Source organism: Pseudomonas sp. Pse1 (assembly GCF_024519635.1).
Classification (GTDB): Bacteria; Pseudomonadota; Gammaproteobacteria; order Pseudomonadales; family Pseudomonadaceae; genus Aquipseudomonas.
This window is the reverse complement of record NZ_JALJRO010000005.1, coordinates 208820-228778: the sequence shown is the minus strand read 5'-3', so window position 1 is coordinate 228778 and position 19959 is coordinate 208820. Positions and strand designations below refer to the sequence as shown.

Here is a 19959-nt window from a genome sequence, read left to right as displayed (position 1 = left end):
AACTGCTTCGGGACTCACAGCGCTGGTGTTCCACGGAGGCGATTGTTCGCATTCGACCGACAGTTTGGGTAAGAATGTCGACCATCAATATCTAATGCTGGAGAAAGTGATGAATGTAGTCCCTACCGATCTGCCCGGTGTTCTAATTCTCGAGCCAAAGGTCTTCGGTGACGAGCGAGGTTTCTTTTACGAGAGCTTCAATGCGCGGGCGTTTGAGCAGGCGACGGGATTGACCACCCAGTTTGTGCAGGACAACCACTCCCGTTCGCAAAAGGGTGTTCTACGCGGCCTGCATTACCAACTTGAAAACACCCAGGGCAAGCTGGTGCGTGTAACGGCTGGTGAAGTGCTGGACGTTGCGGTGGACATTCGCCGAAGCTCACCACACTTTGGAAAATGGGCCGCGGTTCGATTGTCGGCAGATAACCATCGCCAGTTGTGGGTTCCAGAAGGCTTCGCCCATGGATTTGTAGTGCTGAGCGAGTTTGCCGAGTTTCTTTATAAAACCACTGATTACTACACACCTGCGGCAGAGCGGAGTATTCGCTGGGATGACCCTGACCTCGCCATCGACTGGCAAATGGATCAAGCACCTCGGCTTTCCGCCAAGGACGAGGCAGCGTCCTTCCTCAAAGATGCCGAAGTATTTCCTTGAAGCCGACTTCAAGTACCCAAGACCTCGAAGGGAACGTTGGGCTGTGCTATGACTCAAAAAAGAAGTACGTGAGATATCTACGCGAAACCGTTCGCCTCGACACGTATCTTTAAGGAGAGCCCTATGCCTTGGTATGCCTGGTTGATTCTGGTGGTAGCGATCGGATCGATCGTCGGAGGTTTAATGATGTTGCGGGATACCGCGAACAAAGTTGAACTGACCGATGAGCAACGTAAACGCGTGGCCGAGCGTAACGCAGAGATGGACGCCAAAGACGCTCAAGACCGCTAAGAGATGACCGCGCCAGTTGCTAACTTCCGCTATCAACAGCGATACCACAGCTAGCGCGGCATAACTTGGTTGCATCTGCATGGCATTTGCGAGTAGAAGTACAATCACCATTCCATCAAGCTTGGTTAATATGGCGCATTATCATGGAGATTACTGATGCGCTACTCGCAAGACCATAAGGCCCAGACCCATGAGCGAATCATCAAGGAAGCCGCTGCACGCTTTCGTCGCGACGGAATTGGCGCCACTGGTTTGCAACCCCTGATGAAGGCATTGGGCCTGACTCACGGCGGTTTCTACTCACACTTTGCCTCCAAAGACGAACTGGTTGAAAAGGCCTTGCAAGCGGCAGGTACTGAGCTGGATGCTCATTGCGCAAAGCTGTTTGCAGAGGACCGTCCACTGGAAGCTTTCATCGACAGCTACCTGTCCGAATGGCATCAAACCACCCCTCACGAAGGTTGCCCATTACCGACCATGTCCTCGGAACTCGGCTTGCGCGGCCAACCGAGTCCAACGACCGACGCAGTGCTCGATGCGCGCCTTGAACAGGTAGCGAACGCACTCGGTAACGACAGCGCAGATGATCAGAGTGTGGTTATCATGTCGACGCTTGTCGGTGCATTGCTGCTGTCACGCAGCGTCGAGAATCCGCTGCTTGCACAGCGAATCCTCAATGTCTCCCGAACGCACCTCAAGAACTCAATCAAGTGAAAATTCTGGTCGGCTGAACGTCCTTAACCTTCTCTGCGGGAATGACGCAAGTATTGGCGCTCGAGCGTTATGCCTCGGCAAATCCTGGATGGCTGACACAAAAAAGCCGGTCAATGACCGGCCTCCGAAACGATATTGCCCGCTTAGTTCACTTCGAGCTTCTCGCGATTTTTCTCGAGTATCGCGTTGCCGATACCGTTGACCTCCAACAGTTCGTCCACCGAGTTGAAAGCTCCGTTGCTTTCACGATATGCAACAATTGCTTGCGATTTGGTCGCTCCAACTCCGGCGAGCTCACGCTGCAAGGTGGCAGCGTCCGCCTTGTTCAAATCCAGTTTTGCCGACATCGCCGCAGACGAAGGTTGCACAACTGCGGCAGGAGCTGGCTCGCTCTTCGCTGCAGGAGCGGCATTCGTCGTTATGGAAAGGCTGGTTAGCAGGGCGAAAACCAGAGAGTAGAAGTAGCTATTGCGCATAGGTGACACTCCATGACCTAGTTGGGAAGAGCAGCTTTCCGAAGCTGCTTCTCAAACTTAGGTCATGGAAGTGATCTGTCAAAAAACCGTACGTTGCAGCGTGTGTAACAATCAGGGCTCAAGACGACGTTGCTGATAGATCCAGTCGACGATCTCGCCATCGGGCGCATAACCGCTGACTGTCTCACGCAAGAGTTGCCGAACGCGAGCGTAGTCGTCGTGTTCAACAGCGCTGAGTAACTCGGTCAATTTAAGCTTGAGCACGTCCCAGGACAGGTGATCTTCATTGGCGGTCATGATCATCGGGTGTTGAGTCGGTGCAACGTTGTCCCCGATCAGTAATTCTTCGTAGAGTTTCTCGCCAGGGCGCAGGCCGGAAAACTCAATCGAAATATCACCATGGGGATTCTTGTCGGAACGTACGCTCAAGCCGGACAGATGGATCATTTTCTCTGCCAACTCGACGATTTTCACTGGTTCGCCCATGTCCAGTACAAACACGTCCCCCCCCTGCCCCATCGAGCCGGCCTGTATCACCAGTTGCGCGGCCTCCGGGATGGTCATGAAATAGCGAGTGATTTTCGGGTGTGTAACCGTCAGCGGTCCGCCTGATTTGATCTGCTTGTGGAAAAGCGGAATGACCGAGCCGGAAGATCCCAGTACGTTTCCGAATCGCACCATCGTGAACCGAGTCTTGTTGACCCGAGACACGTTGGTCTTGTCACCAAACATCACCGGCGCCTGTTCGCGACTCAATGCCTGTAGGGTCAGCTCGGCCAGGCGCTTGGTACTGCCCATCACATTGGTTGGGCGCACCGCCTTGTCCGTGGAAATCAGTACGAAGTTCGCCACACCTGCCTGCAGGGCGGCCTGGGCAGTATTGAGCGTACCAATAACGTTGTTAAGTACACCTTCGGCAATATTGTGCTCGACCATGGGAACATGCTTGTAAGCCGCCGCGTGATAGACCGTATCGACGTGCCAGGTTTTCATGACATCCAGCAGTTTGTGCTGATTTCGCACCGACCCCAGGATTGGCAACAGCCGGACTGAAAGAGACTCGCGGGCGATGCGCTGCTCCAGTTCCGACAAAATGCAATAGAGGTTGAATTCGCTGTGTTCGAACAACAAAAGCGTGGTGGGCTGTAGCGTGAGTATCTGCCGGCATAACTCCGAACCAATGGAGCCGCCCGCCCCTGTTACCAGAACCGATTGGTCCTTGATGCAATGCTCGAGCAGGTCGCCTTGCGCAGGTACAGCGTCACGACCGAGCAAGTCGGCGATATCGACCTCCTGGATGTCATCGACCTGCACTCGACCGCTGGCCAGATCCATGAATCCCGGGACGCTGCGAACATGCAATGGGAAGCTTTCCAGAAACCCGAGGATTTCACGGCGGCGGCCACGATTCGAGGAGGGGATTGCGAGCAGTATTTCCTGGGCACCCGTGCGATCGATCATTCGCTGGATATGCTTTGGCTTATAAACCTGCAAGCCGGAAATGATTCGGTCAGCAATGCTGTTGTCATCGTCGATAAACGCCACCGGACGCATGGCGCGGCCCATTCGCAGGGCGGCTACGAGTTGATTGCCCGCAGCCCCGGCGCCATAAATGGCGACCCTCGGCAGACCATCGTCACGGCTTGTGAACGGAACATGCTGAGCCGCAGAAAACCAGTCGCCAAGAAAATACTGGCGCATGGCTAAACGTAGACCGCCTACCAGAATGAGGCTCAACCACCAATAATTGAAAATAATTGACCGCGGCACAACGTTCTGGTGGTTGCTATACCAATAAACCACGATACCAAGAATCAATGATGAGAGGCTGACTGCCTTGATGATTGCGATAAGTGCATCATTACCGAAGTAACGCATCACGGCGCGGTACATGCCGAAACGAACAAACAACGGAATAGCAACAACCGGGGCCGCAATGAACAACCAGACATGCTGAGTCAAAGGGTTGTTCATCTCATCAATGCCCAAGCGCACTGCAAATGCCATCCACAACGCCAGCCACACGAGCATGCAATCTGTGACGACCTGTAGCGTGCGTTTCTGGCGACGCGGCAGATTCAACAAGTACGCCCGAACAGTATCCATAACCTTATTTCGCACCCCAGCAGCTCCCAGCACTCAAACCCGTAATTTCAGGTGTTCTGACATTAAAACACCTGAACCGCAGCTTGACCCATAATCGGATAAGCGAATTTTAACTCACCTTCTCCAATGCTCCGGCGTGAAATCTGATCGCCAGCAGAATGAGTGGCACATACGCCAGAAGCAAGCCCGTAAAACCATCCAAGCCGAACACACCGACGCTCACCGCGATCGGCAACAGCCAAACCAGATTGATGAAGACAACAGCCATCGTGACCGGCAAGTGGCGACCCGCCAGACGCGAGGCGAATTGGTAGGCATGGCTGCGGTGAGCCTCGTAAACCTTATCGCCTCGGATCAATCGACGCATCAGGGTAAATGTCGCATCGACGATAAAAACACCTAGAAGAATCAGCCATACCCACAATAGCGCTGAAGACTCCCAGGCAGCTTGTACAGACAATACACCCAAGGCAATGCCCAGGAAGCCACTACCTGCATCCCCCATGAAAATACGTGCTGGGGGAAAGTTCCAGTACAAGAAACCCAGAACTGCCATCGCCAGGATCAGTGCCCCCCATGTGAGAGCCGGCGTGCCGTTGAGCCCGTAAATCAAGCAGGCTCCGAGACACACACAGAGCGCTTCTACGCTGGCAATACCGTCAATGCCATCCATGAAGTTGTAAAGATTCAGCATCCAGACCAAATAAATGGCCGCGAGAATATGACCGAACCAGTGCAAGTCCAGGCTTACGCCAAAAAACACGACCGGCGGTAATCCGCCCAACCACGCCAGCGCCCAAATGGCAGCAGTGAAATGCCCCAGCAAGCGCCAGCGCGCGGCAATATGCCCATGGTCATCCATGAAGCCAATTACAGCAACCAAAGCCCCAGCGCCACCGACAGCAATGAGTGGCGACCAAGGGACCAACCCGATGGCGCCGAGGATGGGAAGTGCTACAAGGAAGGCAATGACAATCGCTACGCCGCCGCCGCGAGGTGTCGGAATGGAGTGTGAACTACGCGCATTTGGGATATCGATAATACTTCGACTCAACGCATAGCGACGCAACACTGCCGTTAGCACCAGGGACAGTACGGCAATAGCCGGAATCAACCACAAGTAAATCATTATTATTGATGTTCCTTAAAGTGTAACGCCGTGGCCATCAGTGCCTGATCAACACTGACTGGTGGCGTCCATCCCAGAAGCGTGCGTGTCTTGGAAATATCGACCTGTAACGATCCGCAAAGTCGCTGGGAGAGGGCTTTTTTACCCAACAAAGCAGCTCCGGTCTTCAGCATCCAACTCGGCACCGGAATCAGTCGAGCCGGTTTTTGTAGCGCTCGAGCCATCTTGCTCAACAATGCGGTAGTGGACAAATCATCGCCGTCACTTACCAGAAAAGTCTGGTTGGCCGCAGCCGGATGAGTGATACATGTCAGGAGCAAATCGACGAGATTATCCAGCGCCACGAGGCTACGACGGTTGTGGATCGCCCCAAAAGGAAGTGGGACACCTTTACTCAGCCAGCGCATCATGCTCTGGAAATTAGCCTTAACTCCAGGCCCGTAGACCAGAACAGGCCGGACTATCACAACTTCCATGCCGGTTTGTGTTGCCAGTTGACGCAGCCCCTGCTCCGCTTCCATCTTCGAAATACCGTAAGGATCAGCCGGCGCTGGAACATCATCAGCGGTGTAAGCTTCCCCGGACTGCGTACCTTCACCATTGACCTTGATCGAGCTGACGAAAATGAATCGTCGCACCCCGGAAGCGGCCGCCTGCCGGGCAAGATTCAGCGTGCCCTCGACATTGATTTTGCGAAACGCCGCCAACGGATCGGATTCGACGTCATTCATGACATGCACCCGAGCCGCTGAATGAATAATCACATCGGCACTTTCGAGGTGATTCTGCCACTGGGTATCACCATCAAAAGTATTAATGCGGATCACCGGTACAGCCGACACCTGAAGCGCGCTACCACCACGAACAACCGCGGTCACTGGGTATTTCTGCTCGCGTTGCAAACGATTGAGGATGGCACCACCCACAAAGCCTGTCGCGCCTGTCAAAATAATCTGGTTGCGCATCAGTCACTGACCTTTCTTAAAGTGGCATTTCGGAAAAGATCCTCCAGCCGGGCCAACAGGCGGGATTTGGCAAAGTGGCTCAAGTAATACTCTCGACCAGAATCGCCCATGGCCTTCAACTGAGTAGCATCAGTACTCGCCAGGGCCAGCGTGATATTTGCCAATCCCTGTGCATCACCCGAAGCACAGGTAAAACCGGCACCGGACTCGTCGATCACTCTTGCCGCCTCGCCGTTAATCATCCCCAGAAGCGGCCTGCCGGAAGCCAAGTACGCCTGTACCTTTCCGGGTATGGTTTTTTCAAACACGTCATTGGTCTTCAGAGAAACCAGCAACGCGTCCGCCCGTGCGAAAAGCCCGGGCATCTCTTCCAGCGGATGCCGCCCCAACAACAGCACGTTATCAAGTCCGCGCGAATGAACTTGTTGACCCAACCATTCACTCATGCGCCCGTCGCCAACAATGACCCAGCGCACAGCGACCTTACCTACCAACTGTTGCGCCGCATCAAGAACGGCCGGTAGATCCTGGGCCTCGCCAAGATTACCGGCGAATACGACCGTGAAGACACTCTCGTCAGCGGTGAGCAAGCTCGAGTCTGGCGTTTCTGCCACTGAGAAGTCATCCTCAGCCCAGCTTGGAAAATACACCAGACGTTCAGGAGCTATGTCTTTCGTGCAATATTTTTGCACGTTCTCGAAAAAACCATGGGATTGCATGAGCAAGTAATCAGTACGATTGTAAATCCATGACACCATCTTGCCGACCAGCGACAACAATTTTGGACTCTTGAGAACCCCAACCGCTCTGAGTGTCTCAGGCCATAGATCAAGTACCCACACGAAGACGGGGGCTTTTTTTAATCGCCCCAACACCAAGGCCGGGATTGCCGCCATTATTGGTGATACTGCGTAAACGAAGATGGAATCGAAGTCTTTGCCCCGTAACTTGTAGGCGCCAATAGCCGAAGCGCTGGTAAAAAAACTGAGGTAATTTAGCATCAGAGTGATACTGCGCTTACCCCGCGCAAGCATTGGAACCCGGACAATTTCAGCACCGAAATAATCATTGAAACGCTCTGGCGCCGCTTGAAACTCCGAGAACACCTTACCTTCCGGGTAGTTAGGCAGACCTGTTAACACCGTAACCGAGTGTCCTTTCTCGGTAAAATCTCGAACCAAATCGTTGATACGCATATTTTCCGGCCAAAAATACTGCGTAACCACCAACACCCTCAGTTTCTTTCCAGGCATGATCACAACTCGAATTTAGTAGCGTTTCCAGACGACCCGATTCACATAATCCGTATAACTGTGGACAATCCGCGCTACTTTTTCGGAAACATTGGGCATGCTGTAGTCTTCAACCAGACGCAGCGTACGCTCCGTACCGCTTGCTTGGCTTTCCAGAATCATCAAGCCCTGCAAGACCCGCTCAACCTCAAGCCCTACCATCATCACCGCAGCTTCTTCCATACCTTCCGGACGCTCATGCGCTTCTCGAATGTTCAACGCCGGGAAATTAAGAATCGAAGATTCTTCGCTGATGGTGCCACTGTCAGAAAGCACTGCTTTGGACGCCAACTGCAACTTGTTGTAGTCCTTGAATCCCAACGGTTTAAGTAGCTTCACATTTTCGTTGAAAACCACCCCCATCGAATCGAAGCGCTTTTGGCTGCGTGGGTGGGTCGACACAATAACCGGGTAGCCAAAGGTACTGGCGACAGTATTGAGGACATCGACCAGCTTGAGCAGGTTCTTGTCAGAATCGATGTTTTCTTCACGATGTGCACTGACGACAAAAAACTTGCCTGCCTCGAGGCCCAGCCGCGTCAATACATCTGAAGCATCGATACCATCACGGTAGTGATTCAAGACTTCGAACATCGGACTGCCTGTCTTGATCACCCGGTCCGGCGACAAACCTTCTCTGAGCAGATAATCCCGCGCAATTGTGCTGTACGTCAGATTGATGTCGGCAGTATGGTCCACGATCCGTCGGTTGATTTCCTCCGGGACCCGCATGTCGAAACAGCGATTGCCTGCTTCCATATGGAACGTGGGGATCTTACGTCGCTTGGCAGGAATCACCGCCATGCAGCTGTTGGTATCGCCCAGAACCAGCAGGGCCTCAGGTTCGATTGAAGCCAACACGCGATCTACCGCAATGATCACATTCCCAATGGTTTCGGCGCCGTTGCTTCCCGCGGCATTGAGAAAATGATCCGGTTTGCGAATACCGAGGTCTTGGAAAAATATTTCATTCAATTCATAGTCGTAGTTCTGGCCAGTGTGAACCAGGACGTGTTCACAATGGTTGTCCAGCGCCGAAATGACGCGTGACAGGCGAATAATTTCGGGACGGGTGCCTACGACAGTGACTATCTTCAACTTTTTCATTGCTATGCTCTTTCCTGATGCCATCAGGCGTTGGTGCCCACTGGCATAGTGTAGGTATCTGGGAGTTCACGATCGAAAATTTCGTTAGCCCACAGCATGACAACCATTTCATTATCACCTACGTTGGTGATGTCATGGCTCCAGCCTGGCACCGTCTCTACGACCGTTGGCGTATCGCCGTCTGTGAACAACTCATAGAATTCACCGGACGTGATATGGCGAAAGCGGAAGCAGGCGTTCCCTTTGATAACCAGGAACTTCTCGGTTTTTGTATGATGATAATGACCGCCTCGAGTAATACCTGGATGTGCGGTGAAATACGAAAACTGGCCTGAGTCTCTGGTTTTCAGCATCTCGACAAAAACGCCTCTGGCATCCCCATACTTCGGCACTTCGTACGTGAAGTCTTCCGGTGGCAGGTAGCTGAGATAGGTCGAGTACAATGCACGAACGAGCCCGGTACCGACCCGCTCGGTGACCATTGATTGTCGGCTTTCCTTGAAGGCGTACAACTGCGACGAAAGCTCACCGACGGAGATAGAGTAAACCGGCTCGACCCCAACAAATGGATCACCCGACAGTTTTCCATCCATAACGGAGACAAACTTGCTGATCACATCATCTATATAAACAAGCGATATTTTTGCGTTCGCGTCGTTTATACTGATTGGCAAACCATGGACAATGTTATGGCAAAACGTCGCTACTGCCGAGTTGTAGTTCGGCCGCGCCCATTTCCCGAAAACATTGGGCAGACGAAACAGATGAACATCAATGCCGAATTGCACGGAAAGATTTAATAGCGTTTCTTCGGCTTCACGTTTGCTTGAGCCATAAGCATTGTCCAGTTCGGCCTGTATGGAAGAGGTATAAAGCAAAGGGATATTACGCCCGCTTGCTACCACCGCCGCGCACAACACTTGCGTGAAATCTGCGTTACCCGACTTGAATTCCTCGACATTCTGAGGTCGATTGACACCGGCCAAGTGAAAAATGAAATCCACTTTTGATACGAGCGATTGCAGGCTGGCGATATCATGCTCACGGCAGAACTGCAGTACCTCGATATCCTTCCGCTCGTTCAAATGAGCAACAAGATTTTTTCCAACGAAACCGTTGGCACCGGTGATAAGTACTTTCATGACTTATTCCTCAGGAACAGCGTGCTCACCACGCTCGATGGCACGCATGAACTCCAGCTTGCGCAGCAGCGTCTTCATGCCCTCAACGTCCAAACGCTGTGTGTTATGAGAGTTGTAATCCTGCATGGTTGAAATTTTTTCTTCGCCCTGCTCCACAAACTTGCTGTAATTCAGATCACGCAGGTCTGGCGGAACGCGGAAATAGTCGCCCATATCTTCTGCGCAGGCCATCTCCTCCCGGCTCAAGAGCGCCTCATAAAGTTTCTCGCCATGCCTTGTCCCAATAATCTGGATCGGATGTTCAGGCTTCGCGAGCATGGACGTCAGGGCTTGAGCAAGTGTTTCGACGGTGGCCGCCGGGGCCTTCTGGACGAAAAGATCACCATTGTTTCCGTGCTCGAACGCGTACAGAACCAAATCAACGGCATCGGCCAGCGTCATCATGAAGCGCGTCATGTTAGGGTCAGTGATCGACAACGCCTGACCTGCGCGAATCTGATCGATGAACAACGGAATGACCGATCCACGAGAAGCCATCACATTACCGTAACGAGTACCGCAAATCACTGTTTTGGTCTCATCGACGTTACGGGACTTGGCGACCATGACTTTTTCCATCATAGCCTTGGAAATACCCATGGCGTTGATCGGGTACACCGCTTTGTCTGTACTTAGGCAAACTACCCGCTTGACCTGATTCTGAATGGCAGCCTCAAGTACATTCTCGGTGCCGAGCACATTAGTCTTGACCGCCTCCATCGGATGAAACTCACAAGATGGGACTTGTTTAAGCGCGGCGGCATGAAAAATAAAGTCAACGCCACGGGTCGCATTCAATACGCTCTGATAATCCCGGACATCGCCGATGTAAAATTTAAGCTTAGAACTGGCATAGCGCTTGCGCATGTCGTCCTGTTTTTTCTCATCTCGACTAAAAATACGAATTTCATCGATATCTGTATCCAGAAATCGCTTGAGCACAGCATTGCCAAAAGATCCTGTGCCCCCAGTTATAAGTAGAGTTTTTTTATCGAACACAGCCAATCCTCTTTATTTGTAAAGCCTTAAAATAGCGAAAACCCACAACAAGCGAGTTTTTATCTTGTCGACAAAACTCCGATTGCTATTGGTCAGATTACTGCCATGAATCCGCCGCAACGTCACCGCATCAATGATGTGTGTGATTGAACGACGTCTATTTGCTACAAAAGCGATCCATATATCATGACTAATCGCTGCCGAATGGAACGGAATCAGATAGGGCTTTATTTTTTGCGACAACAGCATCGCGCACCCATAATAGGGGACACTCTTCCCAACAAACATGTCCACTACATTCCTGATTGGCGTGGTGTTCCTTGAGGCATCAAAACCACAAAAAAAATGACGAGACTCCACATCATCGACAAATGACTCCATCCCTCCCACGACCAAAAAACTTTGCGAGGAATCCATCGCGGAAATCATTTTATCAACCCTTCCCGCGGGCCAAATGTCATCTTGATCGCTTAGAAAGATGTAATCACCCCTTGCGTTTCCAATCAGGTTTTCGAAGTTTCGTACGTAACCAAGATTACTGGAATTCCTGATAACTCGGATCCTTGGATCGTTGAAACCTTCAACAATGGAAATGGTTTCATCTACCGACCCGTCATCACCAATCAAGACTTCAGCAGTTGCTGGAATCTGCATGAGAATTGAATCAAGCTGCTCTTTAATAAAGCCAGCCCCATTGTAAGTAGCTATACAAACACTCACTGAAAACATATCCATGCTCAAGCTACCTCCCAACAACAACGTTCAATACTGCACAAGGCTTCTGACGAGCCTCCAAAAAAGCCATCACCGTGACGCCTCACCGTTGCCCCGATCGACTTCACCACGAGGAGAAAGTTCCCGAATAACCAAAGTCATTGCGATAAAATGCATAAAAACAAACACCGGAGCCAACAGCAGTGGATTTCCCGCCCCGGGAATCAAAAACGCCATCAACCCCAGAATCCAGGCACCTGACACTCGCTTATCTTCAAAAAAGAAGAACTTGAAGCCAAAAAATAGAGTAACGCAATATGAAGCAAACAAAGGGAAGCTAAAAAACCCAAGCTTGTTTACCAAGTTTATATATGTCAATTCAAAACCGTACCCCGTCTCGTCACGCTGATAGCCTGACATCAACGAACTACCTAATCCTGCACCACTGAAACTCCACTCAGACACCAAGTAGTCAAACTGTTCACTGCGGATGGAGTTACTACCCTCACCTGATGAAAAGCTGAAGAGCAGAACATTAAAAAAATCTGTAAACAGCAACAGCATAATACCTGCAAGCGCAACCAAAAAAGTCATGACAAGCAGATTCTTCCCAATGACCAACGAGCGAAGGGCTAGTGCATAACCCTTCATAAAAACCAGAACAAACATGAGTATAAATATAAGAATAAAGCCCTTGGACATAGCAGGAACTACCAAGGTGAATCCAAAAAGCAAAAGGCATATGCAAGTTTTCAAATCACTGCTCAAGCCCACCTGCCCCTTGTCCTGCAGAAACAAACGCAGCAAACACACAAACAAAAAAGGGACTACGTAAAGGAAGGTGACAGAATACAGTGTTCGAAAACCAGATAGTCCGACTTGGTCGGCCTCCCCCCCCCCACCTACAGAGGCAAACGCGACAAAAACCGAGTAAATACCGAACGCACAACTACAGATCGCCGAAAAAAACAACGCTTTTTTGGAGACATCGACTCCAACAGCATAGTAGAAGAAATAAAAAAGAATATACAACGCAAGGCCAGCAAAATTAGAAAACACATAGCTGACATTCACACCGTTCGATAAGCCGACAAGAACACCATAGCACCATGATAAAAAAACAAATAAAGGCAGTATAAAAACTACAAATTGCGCCCCACCGATTTTTTTCAATCCGACCCCAGGCGAGGAAAGAAAAATTTTCGCAACTGCAGCGACAATAAATAACGCGACCCCTAAATAAGAGTACCGGCCATCCACTATCGAAAGTATAAAGATGAGAAACAAACTCAGAAAAATCACTTCTCACACCCTCTTACAAATTTCGACATAAGAAAGACATAAGAAATCAACGCATAAGACACTCCAAACCCAGCGACTATCCATATCAAACTACTAAAGTCATCAAGCAGCACATTCAACCTGATATACACATACGCGATCATAGAAATGCCATACACCATCAACGACCCCATATAAAGTCGCCCCAACCCAAAATACACAAACAGAAAATTCAACGCAGCATGAAAATAGAGGACAAAGTAGAACACTGCAAACCCGATTACCAAGCCAGAATACTGCAGATACTTTTCACCCAGAAACAACTGCAAAAACAAACTGGAGATAACATCACTAGAGAACAACAGAAATGACAACAGCAAACCCACTACGAAAACGCCCATAGACACATTCAAAAACTTAAATGCACCACTTTTACCCGATACAGAAAATTTGGGGAATGCATAGTTATTGAAAGCTCCATACAGCAAACCGCCACCCAAAACCAGCGTCAGCATGCTCGAGTAAAACGCCGCGAATGAGGGATCCGCCTCCGTCACATAGTACCTGGGAATATTAACTATGAAACTTGACAAAAACGCGGCCACTCCCAAATAAAGCCCGTCAGATGAAAAGGCTCCTTCTGTAAATGCAACGTAGATGGACTTAAGCGCAAGTAAAGAAAATACCGCTCCAAGCGCAAGCAACACGTTGCCAAGACCGACGCCTTGATAGAACAAGACTAGTACGATTGAAGAAAAAACAAGAAAACGCAAAAAGCTCTGCATACAAGCCATGCGGTAGGCGCCTTTTCTTATTCGATCGCACAAAAATGGCTCGTACAAAAACTCCGCACATCTATAAAGGAAGAACCAGAATATAATCAGTGATGAAAAATAAAGCGAACCGAGAACACCACACAACAAAAAAGGTATAACGAGCACAACACGCGTGCGCAGCGAATCACTTATACTTAGACGACCTGCAAGTATCGAAACGTTATGCTGCATCGAAAAAAACAGTTGCACTGGTGCGCAAATGGCGAACGATGCGCCCAACAACGCCACCTCATCGAAACTTCCAAAGTGCGACGACACGACAACTAAAAATATAGAAGGCGCACTAAAGAAAACATTCGCCAAAAAAGCCAGAACAAAATTACTCATCTAAAGCAGCCTAAAAGTGGCGAAAAGCGGAAATACACTTTTCTTTTACATCTAGCGTACCGTTCATTGATAATTCCTATGGCCTGTCACACCCGGACCCAAATACTTGAGCCCAGCAATCACGTTGTGAACCCCGCCTTCGTTACTTTAGTGCAGAGCACCCCTTGCAACCCTGGTTGACATCAAGACCTCATGCCACCTCAAAGGCCCTGCAAACTCGACGAATACACGTTACCGCCGCAGGACTTATCGCTGTCTTGCTGAAGAAGCCAAATCACCCGCAGTCCGAGCTAGAATCATTGGCTGAAAAGGTTCGCTTACGATGTTTCGCACCGTTTACAAATTCTAGCAAACCTTTTCTTCCAGATGCGCCTCAAGACCGAACTCCAGCCTCAGCCTTCCGAACAATGGGAGCTTTCCTACAGCCAAGCTCGCTCAATCTTACTTCCTGGAGCGTTGCGCCTAGTCCTTTCTTTTTTGCAATTTGCAAGAAGCCACGTAATCAAAGGACGAGTCGTATGGCAGAGCACCTAACTCCTTGCGCTCCTGAGTCGTACAAAATGACGAACCAGCGCAATTATCAGCCCCAACATGCCACCCAAGACCAAACCGAGAAGTGTAATAAGGCCCTTTTTTGGCTTAATCGGACTATCGGGTTGTTCGATAGTACCGTCCTGTCGGTAGACGGAAACGCTTTCCGGGCTTACCTGCAAGTCGGTGTAGAAACTTTTCTTGATTTGCAGCGCTCTTAGGGTACCGATAAAGGGATCGTCGGATTTACGCTGTTCAAGGTTCTGGATTTCGGCCTTGAGAGCCCTGCTACCGCGCATGTAGTCCAGGCGGCCATCCATGCCACCGGAAATCTCGGCAGAAAGCTCACCCGAAATGATTGGAGGATCTTGTAAGCCAATTGCCTCGGCAATCGATAGCGCTTCACGCAAACGAATGATGGAGTCTTCGCGAATCCGGCTCTCGGTCTCCTGTAGTGTAGTGATCTGCTGACCAAGGTTACGCGCCCGCACCTCGGCTTCACGAGTCGCGTTACTGATCATCTCTTTCTCCGCTGCGGCACCGGCTCGAGCTACGAACATTTTCACCCAATCAGTAACACGGGCTGGATCTTCGCCTTGCACGGTTACGGAGTATCGATCCGGTTGATCTTTGCTCGGCGGACCAATGGCCAGCTTTTTTAGAAAGTCAGCATACAGTTTATCTTGCGATTCATCCCGATCAGACTCCGACAGCGATGGGAGATAGACCTCATTGAAGAAACTACGCCGTAGCGACTCACTCTGCAGATTACGGGTAAAAACCTCGTAAACTTCTTCAATCGTAAAAGGTGTCAGCTCTGAGTCTTTGGTGCGGCCATAGTTGAAATCGGCGATACCGTTCAAGGTCGGTGGCTGCAAGTAAACACGCGCTTCATAGACTGGCTTACTAAAAAACGCATAGCCGGCAGCCGCTAACGTCGCGATCAACGCAACACTAATGATCAGTAGCTTCTGAGCCCATAACGCCGCAACTAATTCAAGCAGATCAATCTCCGACGCATTTGGCGTCGTTGCCGGAGTGTTAGCCATTACACGTTTGACCTTTTTCAATAGTTATAGTGGATCGAATGCTTTTTTACTCTTCGCATCCTTACCCATTCAGTTCAACACCCGGGCACTTACCGTGCATCAAGGCTGCTTCAGCACGTGGACTCACTGGAGGACCGCACTGGTTTGTGGCAACTTTATCCATTTCATTATGTAGGGGTCCCTGCACTCGTGAAATTTCAAACAGCCCGGAAGCTCTCCCTTAACGTGAGCGTGAGTCAAGCAGCTTGGCCAAATATTGCCCATAGCCGGTCTTCTTCAACGCTACTGCCTGTGCTGCTAACTGATCTGCGGTGATCCAGCCGCTGTTATAGGCAATCTCTTCCAGGCAAGCCACTTTCAGTCCCTGGCGCTGCTCTATGGTATGAACAAAGTGACTGGCTTCAAGAAGTGACTCGTGGGTTCCAGTATCTAACCAGGCAAATCCACGGCCGAGCATCTCGACACTGAGGTTTTTTTGCTCAAGATAGGCGCGATTGACGTCAGTAATTTCCAACTCGCCACGTTCCGAAGGCTTGATATTCTTCGCAATATCGACAACGTGGTTATCGTAGAAATACAAACCTGTCACTGCGTAGTTGGATTTCGGTTGCGGCGGTTTTTTTTCGATACTCAGTGCTTGCCCCGTTGCATCAAACTCGACGACACCAAAACGCTCCGGATCACTGACGTGATAACCGAAAACCGTCGCACCCTGAGCCTTGCTACTGGCCGAACGAAGCTTCTCCGAAAAGTGCTGACCATAGAAGATATTGTCTCCAAGAATCAGGCAGCATGGGTCCTTGCCAATGAACTCCTCACCAATGATAAAGGCTTGCGCAAGACCATCCGGGCTTGGTTGCTCGGCATAGACAAGCTTGATGCCATACTGGCTGCCATCCCCTAACAGCTTGCGGAAACAGGGCAAGTCTTCCGGAGTGGAGATGATCAGGATCTCACGCATACCCGCAAGCATCAGCACCGACAGCGGGTAGAAAATCATTGGCTTGTCATAGATCGGCAGCATCTGCTTGGATACGCCGAGCGTCAGCGGGTGAAGCCGTGTACCGGAGCCACCAGCGAGAATGATGCCTTTGCGATTTATCATTTATTCAGGACTTCCCTAAGCATTCGGGTTACACCACTTTGCCAATCCGGTAAGTGTAGAGAGAAATTCTCACACAGCTTTTGGGGATTCAATCGTGAGTTCAAAGGGCGGCGCGCAGCCGTTGGGTAGGCACTTGTTTCGATTGGATTTAACGCTGTCACGGCGAAATGCTCACCCTGAGCTTTGGCGAACTCAATGACATGAGTCGCATAACCGTGCCATGACACTTCACCGCTGGCGGCCAAATGATAAAGACCTGACAGTTCGGGACGACCCTGGATTTTCGTTATGGCCAGAGCGGTGATGTCGGCGATCAGGTCGGCCCCTGTTGGTGCGCCAATTTGATCAGCAATAACGTTTAGGGTTTCGCGCTCACGCGCAAGGCGCAACATGGTCTTGGCGAAGTTATTGCCTCGAGCGCCGTAAACCCATGAGGTCCGGAAGATCAGGTGCTTGCATCCGGAGTCGATAATCGCTTGCTCTCCAGCGAGTTTGCTGGCTCCGTAATGATTAACCGGAGCCGTGACATCGGATTCTTTCCAGGGCGTAATGCCCTGCCCGCTAAAAACATAGTCCGTCGAATAGTGAACCAGCCATGCGTTCAAGGCGACAGCCTCTTGCGCCATCACCTCGCTCGCCTTTGCATTCACAAGGTCGGCCAACTCAGTGTCGGACTCGGCCTTATCAACCGCCGTGTAAGCAGCCGCATTGACAACTATGTCAGGCTTTACCTGGCGTATCGTCGCGCGCAACGCACTAAGATTCGATAGGTCGCCGCAGAGTCCATCAATGGCTTGACGATCCAGAGCGATCACTTCACCCAGTGGCGCGAGCGAGCGTTGCAGCTCCCAGCCTACCTGGCCGTTTTTTCCCAGGAGTAGGATCTTCATGCGTTAGTCGAACGATCGGTGTAGTTCTGATCTATCCACTGCTGGTAGCTACCGCTTTTCACATGGTCGACCCATTGCGTATTGTTGAGATACCACTCAACCGTTTTGCGGATACCGGTGTCGAAGGTTTCTTCAGGAACCCAGCCAAGTTCACGCTGAATCTTGCTGGCGTCGATCGCGTAGCGCTGGTCGTGCCCAGGGCGATCTTGAACATAAGCGATCAGATTGGCGTGTGGACAATGGACGGAGTCGGGACGCAACTCATCGAGCAGCGTGCACAGCGTGAGTACCACTTCGATATTTTGCTTTTCGTTATGGCCACCGATGTTGTATGTCTCACCGATGACACCTTCAGTCACGACCTTGTACAAAGCTCGCGCATGATCCTCGACATAGAGCCAGTCACGCACCTGATTACCTTTGCCGTAAACGGGCAACGCTTTGCCTTCCAATGCATTGAGAATGATCAGTGGAATCAGTTTTTCCGGGAAGTGGCAAGGGCCGTAGTTGTTCGAGCAATTGGTGACCACCGTTGGCAACCCGTACGTACGAGCCCAAGCGCGAACCAGGTGATCAGAACTGGCCTTGCTGGCCGAGTATGGCGAGCTTGGCTGATAAGGCGTGGTTTCGGTGAAAAGCAGTTCCGGACCTTCAAGGTCTCCGTAAACTTCATCTGTCGAAATATGGTGGAATCGGAATCTGCCTTTGCGCGCATCGTCCAGCGCCGCCCAGTAGTGCCGCGCAGCTTCAAGTAGCGTATAGGTACCAATGATATTGGTCTGGATAAACTCTGATGGACCACTGATCGAGCGATCCACGTGGGATTCTGCAGCTAAATGCATGATGGCATCCGGCTGGTGTTCACGCAGGACACGATCGATCTGGTCACGGTCGCAAACATCAACGCGCTCCAACACATAGCGCGGGCTTTGGCTTACCTCGGCCAGAGACTCCAGATTGCCCGCATAAGTAAGCTTATCGACGTTAACGACAGCGTCATTTGTATTGGAAATGATGTGGCGAATGACTGCCGAACCGATGAATCCGGCGCCGCCGGTTACTAGAATTTTCACGCGAAAGCACACCCTTGAGTTGCAGACAGTATCACCAACCGAACCGCCGTCTAATCCAATTATGCATCTATCAATGCTTTTTTAGTCGCAGATCGAACGATATGTGGCCCTATCATTTCGGGCAATTTCAACATTTTACAGCTTAATGCCGGTTTGACTATTGAAGATGGATAGCCTGCAGTGAAAGTCGAAGGCGTGCAAACGGCGCCTCGCTAGGGCAGTACCTGCTTTTGCCCCCTTCTGGAACGACGCCCCAGGAACCACCCCAAAACAGGCCCGATCATCATGCCTGTCAATAGCGTAAGCACCAGAACCACTGACAGTGGGATTTGTGGCCCCACCCAACCAAGAAACAGCAGGGAAACTGTCTGCCGGTTTTCAAGCACAAACAGTATTGTCGCCAGCGCCAGCAACAGAACAAAAACAACCAGCAATACACGCATCAAGCTACGCATAAAAGATTCCTTGGAATGCGTGGACCGTCAAAGGCCGTCTTCCTCATCTTCATTCACCCGATCCCGCAGCTCCTTGCCCGGCTTGAAATGCGGCACGAATTTTCCATCGAGGCTGACGGACTGACCCGTCTTCGGGTTTCGCCCTACACGAGGCGCGCGGTAGTGCAGTGAGAAGCTGCCAAAGCCGCGGATCTCGATGCGATCACCGGTGGCCAGGCATTGGGACATCTGTTCAAGCATAGTCTTGATAGCCAGCTCTACATCTTTGGATGAAAGCAGGCCCTGATGGGTGACAATTCGTTCGATCAACTCCGACTTCGTCATATTTTTCCCTTCTTTTTCAAGCAGCTAGGTCAGCGCTTCAAAGGTTTTAGCATGCCCGACGGTATTTGAACAGCCCATGCATTGACTAATCTGCAGAAGAGCCAACTCGCAGAACCAGTGTAATTTTTCCGGCATTTGATTCGGAATCGTCAGACGCTGGATCACCGACAAATGACCAACATGGTCCGAGTCAAGTAGCCCGCCGGATTCCAACCAAACGGGTAATCCCCTTCCTCCTCCTTGGCATCGCTCGACCTGACAACCACCTTGTAGCCCTGAGCCTTGCACTCCTTGTCTGCGCGCTTGTAACACTTGTCCCAACCTGACCCCAGCCCTGAACAGTCGATCTCGATACCGCTGACACCTCGTACCGCATGAGTCTTCACGTTCGTGGTACAGCCTGCCAGCGCCAGCACAACAAGCAACGCTCCGAATCTGTTCATTCACTTCCTTAGACTG

At 50.9% G+C, this 19959-nt stretch carries 21 protein-coding genes; 3 read left to right on the top strand and 18 right to left on the bottom strand.

Annotated features, from left to right (window positions below):
- Window positions 1-109 precede the first annotated feature (109 nt).
- The 3 genes from rfbC (at window position 110) to NR126_RS10225 (ending at window position 1660) form a co-directional block, all read left to right on the top strand.
- A complete protein-coding gene (rfbC, locus tag NR126_RS10235; protein ID WP_256830205.1) occupies window positions 110-655 on the top strand; it encodes a dTDP-4-dehydrorhamnose 3,5-epimerase in 546 nt (181 codons plus the stop codon).
- A 123-nt stretch (window positions 656-778) separates the two neighbouring features.
- On the top strand, window positions 779-946 hold the full coding sequence (locus NR126_RS10230; protein ID WP_071554261.1) for a DUF2897 family protein: 168 nt from the start codon (window positions 779-781) through the stop codon (window positions 944-946).
- A 156-nt stretch (window positions 947-1102) separates the two neighbouring features.
- The gene (locus tag NR126_RS10225; protein WP_256830144.1) at window positions 1103-1660 is read left to right on the top strand and encodes a TetR/AcrR family transcriptional regulator; all 558 of its coding nucleotides are present in this window, start codon (window positions 1103-1105) and stop codon (window positions 1658-1660) included.
- A gap of 143 nt (window positions 1661-1803) precedes the next feature.
- Here the strand turns inward: NR126_RS10225 and NR126_RS10220 are convergent, their stop codons facing one another.
- The 18 genes from NR126_RS10220 to NR126_RS10135 all read right to left on the bottom strand — a co-directional run bounded on the left by NR126_RS10220 (window position 1804) and on the right by NR126_RS10135 (window position 19943).
- A complete protein-coding gene (locus NR126_RS10220; protein WP_256830143.1) occupies window positions 1804-2136 on the bottom strand; it encodes a helix-hairpin-helix domain-containing protein in 333 nt (110 codons plus the stop codon).
- Between the two features lie 111 nt (window positions 2137-2247).
- Window positions 2248-4242 (bottom strand): nucleoside-diphosphate sugar epimerase/dehydratase, encoded by a 1995-nt coding sequence (locus NR126_RS10215; RefSeq protein ID WP_256830142.1) that lies wholly within the window; start codon window positions 4240-4242, stop codon window positions 2248-2250.
- A gap of 109 nt (window positions 4243-4351) precedes the next feature.
- On the bottom strand, window positions 4352-5371 hold the full coding sequence (locus NR126_RS10210) for a glycosyltransferase family 4 protein (RefSeq protein WP_256830141.1): 1020 nt from the start codon (window positions 5369-5371) through the stop codon (window positions 4352-4354).
- A 2-nt stretch (window positions 5372-5373) separates the two neighbouring features.
- On the bottom strand, window positions 5374-6336 hold the full coding sequence (locus NR126_RS10205; protein ID WP_256830140.1) for an SDR family oxidoreductase: 963 nt from the start codon (window positions 6334-6336) through the stop codon (window positions 5374-5376).
- On the bottom strand, window positions 6336-7589 hold the full coding sequence (locus NR126_RS10200; protein ID WP_256830139.1) for a glycosyltransferase family 4 protein: 1254 nt from the start codon (window positions 7587-7589) through the stop codon (window positions 6336-6338). The genes NR126_RS10205 and NR126_RS10200 overlap by 1 nt, the downstream gene beginning before the upstream one ends.
- A 15-nt stretch (window positions 7590-7604) precedes the next feature.
- Entirely contained in the window at window positions 7605-8735 is a 1131-nt protein-coding gene (wecB, locus tag NR126_RS10195) for a non-hydrolyzing UDP-N-acetylglucosamine 2-epimerase (RefSeq protein ID WP_256830137.1), read from the bottom strand.
- Window positions 8736-8758: 23 nt separating this feature from the next.
- Complete coding sequence (locus NR126_RS10190; RefSeq protein ID WP_256830135.1) at window positions 8759-9877, bottom strand: NAD-dependent epimerase/dehydratase family protein; 1119 nt, start codon at window positions 9875-9877, stop codon at window positions 8759-8761.
- A 3-nt stretch (window positions 9878-9880) separates the two neighbouring features.
- Window positions 9881-10915, bottom strand: a complete 1035-nt coding sequence (locus tag NR126_RS10185; protein WP_256830134.1) for a polysaccharide biosynthesis protein — start codon at window positions 10913-10915, stop codon at window positions 9881-9883.
- 12 nt (window positions 10916-10927) lie between these two features.
- Complete coding sequence (locus NR126_RS10180; protein ID WP_256830133.1) at window positions 10928-11650, bottom strand: glycosyltransferase; 723 nt, start codon at window positions 11648-11650, stop codon at window positions 10928-10930.
- A gap of 69 nt (window positions 11651-11719) precedes the next feature.
- The gene (locus NR126_RS10175; protein WP_256830132.1) at window positions 11720-12931 is read right to left on the bottom strand and encodes a hypothetical protein; all 1212 of its coding nucleotides are present in this window, start codon (window positions 12929-12931) and stop codon (window positions 11720-11722) included.
- A complete protein-coding gene (locus NR126_RS10170; RefSeq protein WP_256830131.1) occupies window positions 12928-14073 on the bottom strand; it encodes a hypothetical protein in 1146 nt (381 codons plus the stop codon). Before NR126_RS10170 ends, NR126_RS10175 begins: the two co-directional genes overlap by 4 nt.
- A gap of 530 nt (window positions 14074-14603) precedes the next feature.
- Entirely contained in the window at window positions 14604-15653 is a 1050-nt protein-coding gene (locus NR126_RS10165) for an LPS O-antigen chain length determinant protein WzzB (protein WP_256830130.1), read from the bottom strand.
- Between the two features lie 220 nt (window positions 15654-15873).
- A complete protein-coding gene (rfbA, locus tag NR126_RS10160; RefSeq protein WP_256830129.1) occupies window positions 15874-16758 on the bottom strand; it encodes a glucose-1-phosphate thymidylyltransferase RfbA in 885 nt (294 codons plus the stop codon).
- Window positions 16755-17648 (bottom strand): dTDP-4-dehydrorhamnose reductase, encoded by an 894-nt coding sequence (rfbD, locus tag NR126_RS10155; RefSeq protein WP_256830128.1) that lies wholly within the window; start codon window positions 17646-17648, stop codon window positions 16755-16757. The genes rfbA and rfbD overlap by 4 nt, the downstream gene beginning before the upstream one ends.
- Window positions 17645-18721 (bottom strand): dTDP-glucose 4,6-dehydratase, encoded by a 1077-nt coding sequence (gene rfbB / locus NR126_RS10150; RefSeq protein WP_256830126.1) that lies wholly within the window; start codon window positions 18719-18721, stop codon window positions 17645-17647. The genes rfbD and rfbB overlap by 4 nt, the downstream gene beginning before the upstream one ends.
- Before the next feature lie 212 nt (window positions 18722-18933).
- A complete protein-coding gene (locus NR126_RS10145; protein WP_256830124.1) occupies window positions 18934-19176 on the bottom strand; it encodes a lipopolysaccharide assembly protein LapA domain-containing protein in 243 nt (80 codons plus the stop codon).
- 27 nt (window positions 19177-19203) lie between these two features.
- A complete protein-coding gene (ihfB, locus tag NR126_RS10140) occupies window positions 19204-19500 on the bottom strand; it encodes an integration host factor subunit beta (RefSeq protein ID WP_204934187.1) in 297 nt (98 codons plus the stop codon).
- Between the two features lie 161 nt (window positions 19501-19661).
- Entirely contained in the window at window positions 19662-19943 is a 282-nt protein-coding gene (locus NR126_RS10135) for a hypothetical protein (RefSeq protein ID WP_256830123.1), read from the bottom strand.
- Between the last annotated feature and the right edge of the window lie 16 nt (window positions 19944-19959).